Raw genomic sequence first — 9,679 nt, 5'->3', positions numbered from 1 at the left:
ATAAAGATGAGATAATAAATGGGGTTTATTATCACAAGATTGCCTGTGATCAAAACGGGGGAATCGTTGAGCAGATGAACCGTATGTGTGATGGTATGTACTGCCGGTTCCTCGAGGTGAGAGAAAGTGCAGGAGAATTTGATGTTCTACATGGTCACGACTGGCACCCTGTAAATGTGCTTTGCAGGATAAAAGCCCAGTTTGGACTGCCCTTTGTGCTGACTTTCCACAGTACGGAATGGGGGCGCAATGGAAACCGTCACGGAGACTGGTGGGAGGCAAAGGAAATCTCACACAGGGAGTGGCTTGGAGGCTACGAATCTTCGGAGATTATCACGACTTCTACTATATTGAAGGAAGAAATCAAACATATCTACAAAATTCCCGATTACAAGCTATGGGAAATCCCTAACGGCATAAACGTGGGAAAAATAAAAAGGCAAATCGACCCCGGAGATGTGAAAAGGCACTATGGTATTCATCCCTGTCTCCCAGTGGTACTTTTCACGGGGAGGATGTCCTATCAGAAAGGGCCTGACCTGCTGGTCGAAGCTGCGGCTAAAGTGCTGAAAAAAAGGAATGCCCAGTTTGTGCTTATAGGCGAGGGAGAAATGCGCTCTCAGTGCGAAAATCAGGCTCAGAGGCTTGGCATATGGAACTCATGCAATTTCCTTGGATACGCTCCGGATAATACTGTAATAGACTGGTTCAATGCCTGCGACCTTGTGTGCGTGCCCAGCCGGAACGAGCCTTTCGGAATTGTGGTGCTTGAAGCCTGGGATGCAAAAAAACCTGTAGTTGCAAGTGATGCCGTTGCCCTCGTAGAAAATTTCAGGACAGGCGTTATTGCACATAAAGAGCCCTCTTCCATTGCCTGGGGCCTTAATTACGTCCTTGAAGGACTTGGCCACAACCGAATGGGGGAAAAAGGTTACGATCTTCTCAAAAAACAATACAACTGGAAAACAATAGCTGAAAAAACTCTCGAGGTCTACAAAAAAGTAATTGAAAAACATGAGGCTGCGGCAGGGAAACTTAGTTGAAGCTCTGAAAGCTTTTTAACAACTTTTTTTGATAACATTTAATTTTTAGGTATATCTACTTCGATATTCAATTTTTTATAAATTTTCAAAGGACTTCCGCATTCCTGAAAAATTGGAAACGGAATCCTTTGTTAAGAATAGTTTATACTATATCCTCTTCATCTTCTTCGTCAAATTCCTTGTAGCTGTCGCTTCCTAACATTGCAGCTGAGATGGAATCAATTCCGTCAAGCCATTCTGCGACAATGCCGTAGGGAAGATCGACCATAACCTCTTCAGGAAGGCTCTTCCCTTTAAGTACGAGCGCCCCGCACTGTGCAGTATAATCAAGGGCAAGCTCAAGGTTGTCCGAGGATTCTGCCTCAATGGCTGATTTTACAAGCTCTGCAATATTGGCTCCCTCGTCATAGTCGCCCATAATATAGCACTCGAAGGCGATAAGAGCTCCCATAAGAGAGGTCTGGACAGAGTCGATCATAAGGTTGATATCTTCAGAAATTGGCTCGACCTCGGAAAGTACAATGTCCCGGATCTCAGCCAGGATCTCCAGAGCTTTTTCTCTGGAGAGCATACCCTTATCAAAGCGTGCAATCACTTTCAGGCAGGCAAGAATCACATCATCAACCATATTCACGAATATGGCACTTTCCTTTCCAGCTTCTTCTTCCGACTCCTTTATCTGGAAACCGCTCTCTCTTGCCCGTCCGAGCCAGTTTTCCCAGCGCTTTTGGGTATAAAATTCATAGGGGGGGACCTGGTTCATTTCCTGTTCAGGCACTTATAACACCGCTTCTTACCTTTTTTATTTATTGATAATCAATCTTACTATTACTAAAATGTGTTTGTTTACATTCACCAGGACAATTTCACCTTTTTGAGGGAATAATTGGCTTCGCACTTGGAATCAAGGTTTTCGAGAACCTCTACAATTTTGCATTTATCACCTTTTGAGAGTCCCTCAGGGTGACAGGTCTCATAAATCTCGCATCCTCTCTTACCGCACTTTGGAGGCTCATACATGATTCTTGCCCCGTCGACTGCTTTTCTTGACTCTAACGTAGTCAGGATAGGTGCCTTGCTCACATCTACGGCAAGCACGCCGCTATCATGCAGGAAACATTCGTGGACGTCTTTATTCCTGATTTTCTCAACTCTGTATCTGCGTCCGGGTTCAAGGTTAAGGCAGGTATTTTTCAGCCGGCATTTCTTGCATTCGGGCATCTCACCTTTAAATATGAATTCCAGTCCTTCCCTTGCAAGCCGTGATCCGATAAGTGTTATTTTGGTATCGCTCTCTGTCATACTAACTCTTCCGTTTAATTGTTTTTTGGCCTGTGCTCCATTTCTCAGGCTTAATTTTCGGCGCGGTCACAATCCTTTTGTAACAGACTTGACCACAAGCCTTTTCAAAAAAGGCTTGAGCGAAAACGTCATTGTTGGTGTTGTCAGGCGACTCAAAGCTTGTTTTTTTCGCGCCTGTGTCCCGCTTCTCAGGGTCACCTGGAGCTTTTCGATATCATTTGAAACTCGATATTGGGTTTGATTTAAGATAACTCTTTAATTGGAAACTTAGTAACTAATTAATCTGGTTGGAGATTAAGTGATTACTTGATTGGAAATTAAGTGATTGTCTGATTGGAAGTTAAGTGATTCAAGATTAACCGGATTCTTTTTAATCGTATATGTGCTGTTTGATTCCTGAATTGAATCCTGCCTTAAATTCTGGTATCTTGAACGGACATTCATTCTTCGCTTTAGCCTGAATAAGAATAACTTTTCAATTTATGACCTTTGTGATTTTTGCAACTTTCTCAGCAGCGGAAGGATTAAGGCCGCTCCCGAGAATTGTATAACGTTCCGGGCGAATACTGTGTGCATGTAACAGGGCTTCAATTATATACTTATCTTCTATACCCAGTTCCTCGGCAGTTACAGGAGCTCCTATCTTTTTTAAGGCTTCCCTTATCTCCTGCCAGTTTCCACCGTGGAGGTACATCATCATAATCGTCCCTACTCCACATTGTTCTCCGTGGAGCGCGGGTTTTGGAGCTATCTTATCAAGGGCATGGCTGAACATATGTTCCGAGCCTGAAGCAGGTCTGGAAGAGCCTGCGATACTCATCGCAACCCCGTTCGAAACAAGAGCCTTTACCACAAGCCTTGCTGAGGTCTCATGTTCAGGCTTTATGGAGTCTGCACAATCGATAATTACCCGGGCAGCCATACGGGAGAGGGCTGCAGCATATGCCCCAAAATATTCATTTCTGAGCCTGCTTGCAAGTTCCCAGTCCAGTACTGCTGTATAATTGGAAATTATGTCTCCACAGCCAGCCGCAAGAAAGCGGTAGGGAGCTGCTGAAATAATCTCCGTATCTGCAATAACGGCAATAGGTGCCTGGGCCTGCGCAGAAGTACTCCTCCCATTATCCACAATTGAGGCACGAGAAGATGCAATGCCATCGTGGGACGCTGCAGTCGGCACGCTAATAAAAGGAAGTTCAAGCCGGGTAGAAGCAAGTTTTGCAAGGTCAATAGACCTGCCGCTTCCAACCCCAAGGAGAAAATTAGCCTCTACCTCAAGGGCCTTTTCCATAACCTTTTCAACCTCTTCCGTAGTAGCTTTGCACGTCAGAACTGTTTCCGCGCTAATACCTGCACTCTCAAGGAGGTTACGGACTCTTTTGCCTGCAATATCCTTTGTAGTACTTCCGGTTACTATCAGCGCATTTCCTTTCATTTTCAGGTCCCTGCAGACATCTTCGATTTCCTCAAGCACGCCATGCCCGACAAGCACATCTCTGGGAAGCTGCATCCATTTTGCGCTGTTTTTGTTAATGGTCAATTTCATACCTGCATCAGTATTCTATTACGATAGATAGTAAATTGGCTCTTATAAATCCGAATATACGTACGAAGTCATAAATTTAGATTATCAGCAGACTGTGGCATATCAGGTACATTTAATACGTTAACGCATTAACTTAATTCTTTATAATTCCAGTCTGAAATATGTCTTAAATCAAATATATTACAAATATTTAAAGTGTTTTTCAGGTCTGAGGTCTTGTTTCAAGTATATTTAAGGTCTGAGATATCAAAACTCATAATTTATAATTCTTTTATTCAAAACTTATTTAAGACTATTTCCATGTTTATATCAGAATAATCTTTATGTTTACATCATTATAAATTCTCTATCCTAATCACTACATTATATATGCCTATTATACCATTAAAATATTTTAAATAATTATAAAACTAAAGTAATACATTAAAGCTTATATAATATTGCTAACGCTTATTGGATAGAACTCTCCGGAAAGAAATATCTTAAATCAGAACGAACATCGTGTACCGGAGAAGAATATTACCTTCTTGATTAAAGAAGTAAGTTTGGTGTATACATTGTAAGTATTAATTGTATTAGGATATTGCCATTTTGAATGAGTGATAAGATGAGTTTTTCAATAGATAATATCTCACAGTTTATTAATACCTATTATCTTGATCCCATAAGAGGTGACGAGGGATATAATACTGTAAATACCTTTACCTGGGCAATAATACTGGGTATTTGTGTATTTGGGGTTTTCAAGCTGCTCGAAAAGCTTGAGGTAAAAATAACCCCTCGCTTTATTGCATCTGTCCTGCCTTTCGTACTTGCAGGGTCTTCTCTGCGCGTAATTGAGGATTCTCCTTCAGATATTTTCCACCCACCATTTAGCTATCTTCTCATAACTCCCAATATTTACTTCCTGGTTTTTGCGATAACTGTAGGTTGCCTCTGGATTTCAATCCGGATGCAGAAAGCAGGGCTTATAAAGGATTTTCATTTCACCTTTGCAGGCTTCGGACTCGCATGGTTTTTCATAAATCTCGCTGTTCTCCTGCATTTTGAGAGTATATTAGTCTCGTACGTGCCCTTATTCGTAATCGGGGCAGGAACAGGTCTAACCTTTATCTTTTATCTGGTTGCTCGACATTTCAAATCCTCGATATTCACCGATCCCCTGAACCTTTCTATCCTGATGGTTCACTTGATGGATGCTTCTTCGACATACATAGGAGTAGATCATCTTGGATACTTTGAAAAGCATGTAGTGCCCACCTATCTTATCAACCTGACTGGCACCGCATTGGTTATGTATCCATTAAAGCTTATTATCTTCGTAGGGGTTCTTTACTTGCTTGACACTCAGTTTGAGGATGACGAGCGTTCCGTGAACCTGAAAGCACTAATCAAAATGGTCATTTTGATCCTTGGGCTTTCCCCTGCAACCCGGAACACGATCCGGATGATGCTGGGAATTTGAGACAAAAAATATTTGGCCATATGCATCTGGATCAGGATTAAATAAACTGAGAATTACTTGTGGGGATAGGTATGGAAAAAGAAGACGATTATGGTTCAGAGGAAAGAAAAGCAGGAGTACAGACTTCAGGGACTCCTGAAGGGAAGATAGAAAATAGAGGATATGCTGCAGAAGAGAAAGATTTCTTCCCAGGAAGCAGCGCGGCAGAAGCCTGGCACGATAACAGAAATGATTCGAAAAAGGGGTTTACAGAATATCTGCGCTTTATCTGGCCTTATGCACTTCTCATGGCCTTTTTATTTTCTGTATTCTTAATCGTAGGCTATAATTCAGCTGCAAGTTTTCCTTCTATGGCTGAGACTCTAAGAGAAAGTTTTAGTTCCCGCTTTGAATCAATCATGACAATGAACCCTCTTATCATAATGCTTACAATTTTTCTTAATAATGCCTTTTTAAGCCTGCTTTTTCTGGTACTCGGGCTGGCTCTGGGAATTCTTCCGGTACTTTTTATCGCCTTCAATGGATATATTGTGGGAGTTATCGTTTATCTTATCGCTCAGGAAAGAGGACTGCTCTTTATTTTGCTTGGCCTTCTTCCCCATGGAATACTGGAACTGCCTATGGTCTTCCTGGCTGCAGGCATAGGGCTTCGGCTCGGGCACCAGGTATTTTCTGCTCTTATAGGGAAACCTACCCAGATCAAAAGAGAATTTAAAGAGGGGCTCATGTTTTATTTCCGCTGGATCTTGCCTCTTCTTCTGGTCGCAGCTATTATTGAGACTTTTATTACGCCTATTATCCTTAGTTTGATTTAATAACGTTTCAAAAACTCTAAAAAATCAGAACCAGGAGACTGACTGGGAAAGTGTCAAAAACTGAAGGGAAATAGAACCCGAAAACTAATGGGAAATGTTTGGATCTCTGTTCTGGCCAATCTCTTTTTGGCTTTAGAATTTTTCTGGCTTTCTTCTCATTATATAAATGATTACTTATATTAGAAAGGGATTTAATAGGTAAAGCCATTAATGGGGAAAACCTATCAGAATTTTTACTTTATAATACATGGCAATAGTCGCGAGACCTGTATTTCGAGGAATTTCCCTCGAGTAGCAGGTTTGAAAGCCATACTTATTATCATTTCATTGAAAGAAATATTATTTCCAAAGCCAAGGAACATCAAATATGATTGACAGGAAAGAGATTAAGGAAATCGTTGAAGGCTATTATACCCATGCTGATAAGATAAAAGTTGGAACTATAGGCTCTCACTCAGGACTCGACATCTGCGACGGGGCAGTTGAAGAGGAATTCAGGACTCTTGCTGTCTGCCAAGCTGGCAGGGAAAAAACATACAGCGAATATTTCAGGTCCCAGAGAGACCTTTCTGGAAAAGTAAAGAGGGGGATTGTTGACGAGACCATTGTTTTCAAAAAGTACAACGAAATACTCCTGCCCGAAAACCAGCAGAAACTGGTTGATGAAAATGTGCTTTTTGTCCCGAATCGTTCCTTTACCTCCTACTGCAGTATAGATGAGATCGAAGAGAGCTTCAGAGTTCCTCTTGTAGGAAGCAGGAATCTTCTTAGGAGCGAGGAACGCAGTGAGCAGCAGAGCTATTACTGGATTCTGGAAAAAGCAGGGCTTCCTTTTCCGGAAAAAATCGAGTCTCCTAAGGATATCAACGAACTCGTAATGGTCAAGCTCCCGCATGCAGTAAAAAAACTCGAGCGGGGATTTTTTACCGCTTCAAGTTACAGAGAGTATCTGGAGAAATCCGAAGCTCTAATTAGGCAGGGAGTTATCACACGTGAGGCCCTCGAAAAAGCAAGGATAGAGCGCTATATCATAGGTCCTGTATTCAACTTTGACATGTTTTATTCCCCAATCGAGCCGAAAATGAGCAAGCTGGAACTTCTTGGGATTGACTGGCGTTTTGAGACCAGCCTTGACGGACATGTAAGGCTTCCTGCCCCGCAGCAAATGGCCCTGGCTGAAAGCCAGCTAACTCCCGAATATACGGTCTGCGGGCACAACTCTGCAACCCTGCGTGAGTCTCTTCTTGAGAAAGTCTTCCAAATGGGAGAAAAATATGTAAAAGCTACACAGGAACATTATTCTCCTGGAATTATAGGGCCTTTCTGCCTGCAGACCTGCGTTGATAAGGATCTTAACTTCTATATTTATGACGTGGCCCCAAGAGTAGGCGGCGGGACCAATGTGCATATGTCAGTAGGGCATTCTTACGGCAACTCGCTCTGGAGAAAACCAATGAGTACTGGAAGAAGGCTGGCCTTTGAGATAAGGCGCGCCCTCGAACTGGAGAAGCTTGACGCTATCGTCACATAAATTTATTAAGGCTTTCCGGCATTAGTAGATATTAAATATGCAGGATACCGTAAACTTTAAAAGTATCGCCTGAATCTGCAAGCCTTAAACCGCGATAAGAAAATATAATAATAGAATTTGCCCGGATTCCTAATTCAGGAAATCCAGACTAAGGATTGGGACGGAGAATATTTCCGTCCCACAAATCCCGCTTTAATTCAGAATTGTATTTCAAATTACAGACCAGATGATTTAAAGGTTGGAATCTGCGGACCTACTGGAAAAAGTAATTCCAAATTTTATGGTTCAGGTTTAAGATAAAGACCTGCCTTATATGGATCACTTCACTTTACTGGAGGAAATTACAACTTGAGTCAGCCTTGTGTTAATATCGGCATGGTAGGACATGTCGACCATGGAAAAACCACGCTTGTTAAAGCCTTATCAGGCGTTTGGACAGATACACATAGTGAGGAAGTAAAAAGAGGAATTTCTATCAGACTGGGGTATGCAGACTCCCTATTCATGAAATGTCCCAAATGCCCCTCTCCCCAATGTTACACTGTAGAAAAGACTTGCCTTAACTGTGGAGAAAAGACTGAAGAACACAGGACTGTGTCCTTTGTAGATGCCCCGGGGCACGAAACACTGATGGCTACTATGCTCTCAGGTGCTGCTATTATGGACGGGGCAGTGCTGGTTATTGCAGCAAACGAAGACTGCCCGCAGCCCCAGACAAAAGAACACCTTATGGCCCTGGATATTATAGGGATTAAAAATATCGTAATAGTGCAAAATAAGATCGACCTTGTATCCAAAGAACGCATTATCGAGAATTATCACCAGATAAAAGAATTTGTTAAAGGCACGGTCGCAGAAAATGCACCTATAATCCCAATCTCGGCTCAGCAGAATATTAATATCGATATCCTTATCGATGCTCTGGAAACCGTGATTCCTGCTCCTGTCCACAAAGTGGACAAGCCTGCCAGCCTGTTGATTGCCCGTTCTTTTGACATTAACAGACCAGGGGCTTCAATCGATGAGATGCGTGGGGGAGTTATCGGAGGAACTTTAACGGAAGGAGTTCTTCACCCCGGAGACGAGCTGGAGATAAGGCCAGGAATTAAGGTTACAACCGAAGGCACTACAAGATGGATTCCGATTTTGACAACAATTTCGTCTATCTTTGCAGGCGCGACAAAGGTAGAAGAAGCAACTCCCGGAGGCCTTCTGGCTGTAGGGACTTATCTTGACCCTACTCTGACAAAAGGTGACTCTTTAACAGGACAAATTGCAGGCGCACCTGGTACCCTTCCCGAGACCAGACATCAGTTCGTCATGGAATTACACCTGCTCGAGAGAGTAGTGGGAGTTACAAGGGAAGAAAAAATCAATGAAATCAAGACAAGTGAACCCCTTATGCTCAATATCGGAACTGCAACCACAGTTGGAGTGGTTACAAGTGCCAGGAAAAACGAAGCGCAGGTGGCCCTTAAACGCCCTATTAGCGCAGCTATCGGGTCAAGGGTTGCTATCAGTAGGAGAATCGACTCTCGCTGGCGGCTTATTGGAGTAGGGGTAATTAAGAGTTGAAAGTTATAATTGATACTAATGGGTTCATGATCCCGGTCCAGTTCGGAGTGGATATTTTCGAAGAACTTAATAGACTGGGATTTGACGAATTTTTTGTGCCTGAGGCTGTAGTATTCGAGATAGAAAAACTCATAAAGCGGGAAAGAGGTTCGGACAAAACAGCTGCAAAGGTTGCCAGGTCCATGATGGACAGATGCGAGCGTATAACTCCTGCTGCAGGCCCTGCGGATGATGTAATTCTCAGGCTGGCGAAGGAAATGGGAGCAGCTGTCCTCACAAACGATATCGGGTTGAAGCGCAGGCTTGCCGAAAAAGGGATCCAGACCATATCCCTGCGCCAGAAAAACAAACTGGACTTTGTCTGAACCATATTATTTTACCGGGCAGCATTAAATTGATTGT

At 42.7% G+C, this 9,679-nt stretch carries 9 protein-coding genes; 6 read left to right on the top strand and 3 right to left on the bottom strand.

Annotated features, from left to right (window positions below; genetic code table 11):
• The coding region (locus BP621_RS04670; protein ID WP_292388221.1) for a glycosyltransferase family 4 protein at nt 1-1,043 on the top strand (1,043 nt) is incomplete at its 5' end.
• Between the two features lie 142 nt (nt 1,044-1,185).
• Here the strand turns inward: BP621_RS04670 and BP621_RS04665 are convergent.
• The 3 genes from BP621_RS04665 to BP621_RS04655 all read right to left on the bottom strand — a co-directional run bounded on the left by BP621_RS04665 (nt 1,186) and on the right by BP621_RS04655 (nt 3,891).
• On the bottom strand, nt 1,186-1,821 hold the full coding sequence (locus tag BP621_RS04665) for a DUF2150 family protein (protein ID WP_292388220.1): 636 nt from the start codon (nt 1,819-1,821) through the stop codon (nt 1,186-1,188).
• A gap of 74 nt (nt 1,822-1,895) precedes the next feature.
• On the bottom strand, nt 1,896-2,345 hold the full coding sequence (locus tag BP621_RS04660; RefSeq protein ID WP_292388219.1) for a UPF0179 family protein: 450 nt from the start codon (nt 2,343-2,345) through the stop codon (nt 1,896-1,898).
• Between the two features lie 475 nt (nt 2,346-2,820).
• On the bottom strand, nt 2,821-3,891 hold the full coding sequence (locus BP621_RS04655; RefSeq protein WP_292388218.1) for an NAD(P)-dependent glycerol-1-phosphate dehydrogenase: 1,071 nt from the start codon (nt 3,889-3,891) through the stop codon (nt 2,821-2,823).
• A 607-nt stretch (nt 3,892-4,498) separates the two neighbouring features.
• Here BP621_RS04655 and BP621_RS04650 point away from each other — a divergent pair.
• The 5 genes from BP621_RS04650 to BP621_RS04630 all read left to right on the top strand — a co-directional run bounded on the left by BP621_RS04650 (nt 4,499) and on the right by BP621_RS04630 (nt 9,642).
• On the top strand, nt 4,499-5,356 hold the full coding sequence (locus BP621_RS04650; RefSeq protein ID WP_292388217.1) for a DUF63 family protein: 858 nt from the start codon (nt 4,499-4,501) through the stop codon (nt 5,354-5,356).
• A 71-nt stretch (nt 5,357-5,427) separates the two neighbouring features.
• Nucleotides 5,428-6,171, top strand: a complete 744-nt coding sequence (locus tag BP621_RS04645) for a stage II sporulation protein M (protein WP_292388216.1) — start codon at nt 5,428-5,430, stop codon at nt 6,169-6,171.
• Nucleotides 6,172-6,538: 367 nt separating this feature from the next.
• On the top strand, nt 6,539-7,702 hold the full coding sequence (locus BP621_RS04640) for a formate--phosphoribosylaminoimidazolecarboxamide ligase family protein (RefSeq protein ID WP_292388215.1): 1,164 nt from the start codon (nt 6,539-6,541) through the stop codon (nt 7,700-7,702).
• Nucleotides 7,703-8,050: 348 nt separating this feature from the next.
• Complete coding sequence (locus tag BP621_RS04635; RefSeq protein ID WP_292388214.1) at nt 8,051-9,277, top strand: translation initiation factor IF-2 subunit gamma; 1,227 nt, start codon at nt 8,051-8,053, stop codon at nt 9,275-9,277.
• On the top strand, nt 9,274-9,642 hold the full coding sequence (locus BP621_RS04630) for a PIN domain-containing protein (RefSeq protein ID WP_292388212.1): 369 nt from the start codon (nt 9,274-9,276) through the stop codon (nt 9,640-9,642). Before BP621_RS04635 ends, BP621_RS04630 begins: the two co-directional genes overlap by 4 nt.
• Nucleotides 9,643-9,679: the final 37 nt, after the last annotated feature.

The organism is Methanosarcina sp. UBA5, from assembly GCF_002505485.1.
In the GTDB taxonomy this organism is placed as follows: Archaea; Halobacteriota; Methanosarcinia; order Methanosarcinales; family Methanosarcinaceae; genus Methanosarcina.
This window is presented reverse-complemented; position numbering and strand designations above follow the sequence as displayed.